General features: G+C 66.0%; 1 protein-coding gene. It reads left to right on the top strand.

Annotated features, from left to right (window positions below; translation table 11 throughout):
* Positions 1 to 1,307: NAD(P)(+) transhydrogenase (Re/Si-specific) subunit beta (locus AB1A62_RS22150; protein ID WP_366663613.1), on the top strand; the 1,307-nt coding region annotated here is incomplete at both ends.

Here is a 1,307-nt window from a genome sequence, read left to right as displayed (position 1 = left end):
ATGGATTACGGTTTCACCACCGCCGCCTATGTTGTTGCGGCTGTTCTTTTCATCCTCAGCCTCGGCGGGCTTTCGAACCAGGAAAGCGCCAAACGCGCGGTCTGGTACGGCATCGCCGGCATGGGTCTGGCGGTGTTTGCCACCCTGATCGGCCCCGGCTCCGGGTTGTGGCTGCTGTCGCTGCTGCTGATTGCCGGCGGCGGCCTCATCGGCACCTATGTCGCCAAGCGGGTGCAGATGACCGAGATGCCGCAGCTGGTCGCCGCGATGCACTCGCTGGTCGGCCTCGCGGCGGTCTTCGTCGGCTTCATCGCCCATTTCGAGATCGGCAATGTGGCGGCGGCCGTGGCCGCGGGCAGCACCGGTGAGCTCGGCACCTTTGCCAAGCTGATCGCCAAGAAAACCCCGGCGGAGATCTCCTTCCTGCGGGTCGAGCTGTTCCTCGGCATCTTCATCGGTGCGATCACCTTCACCGGCTCGGTGATTGCCTTCGGCAAGCTGGCGGGCAAGGTCACCTCGGCCGCCACCAAGCTGCCGGGCGGCCATATGCTGAACGCCAGCGCCGCCGGGCTCTCCTTCCTCTGCCTGATCTGGTACTTCAACTCCGGCGGCGTGCTGCCGCTGATCCTGATGACCCTGGCGGCGCTGTTCATCGGCTACCACCTGATCATGGGCATCGGCGGCGCCGACATGCCGGTGGTGGTGTCGATGCTGAACAGCTACTCCGGCTGGGCCGCGGCGGCGATCGGCTTCTCGCTTGGCAATGACCTCCTGATCGTGGTCGGCGCGCTGGTCGGCTCCTCCGGTGCGATCCTCAGCTACATCATGTGCAAGGCGATGAACCGCAGCTTCATCAGCGTGATCCTGGGCGGCTTCGGCGGCACCACAGGTCCCGCGATGGAGGTCGAGGGCGAGCAGATCGCGATCGACGCCGACGGCGTCGCCGCCGCCCTGGACGAGGCCGACAGCGTCATCATCATCCCCGGCTACGGCATGGCGGTGGCGCAGGCGCAGCAGAACGTCGCCGAACTGACCCGCCGCCTGCGCGCCAAGGGCAAGGACGTGCGCTTCGCCATCCACCCGGTCGCCGGCCGCCTGCCGGGCCACATGAACGTGCTGCTGGCCGAAGCGAAGGTTCCTTATGACATCGTCATGGAAATGGACGAGATCAACGGGGACTTCCCGGAAACGGATGTGGCGATCGTCATCGGCTCCAACGACATCGTCAACCCGGCGGCGCAGGAGGACCCCAACTCGCCGATCGCCGGCATGCCGGTGCTGGAATGCTGGAAGGCGAAACAGGTGTT

Source organism: Leisingera sp. JC11 (assembly GCF_040704725.1).
In the GTDB taxonomy this organism is placed as follows: Bacteria; Pseudomonadota; Alphaproteobacteria; order Rhodobacterales; family Rhodobacteraceae; genus Leisingera.
Note: the sequence above shows the minus strand (reverse complement) of the source record. Positions and strands in the feature narration are given on the sequence as shown.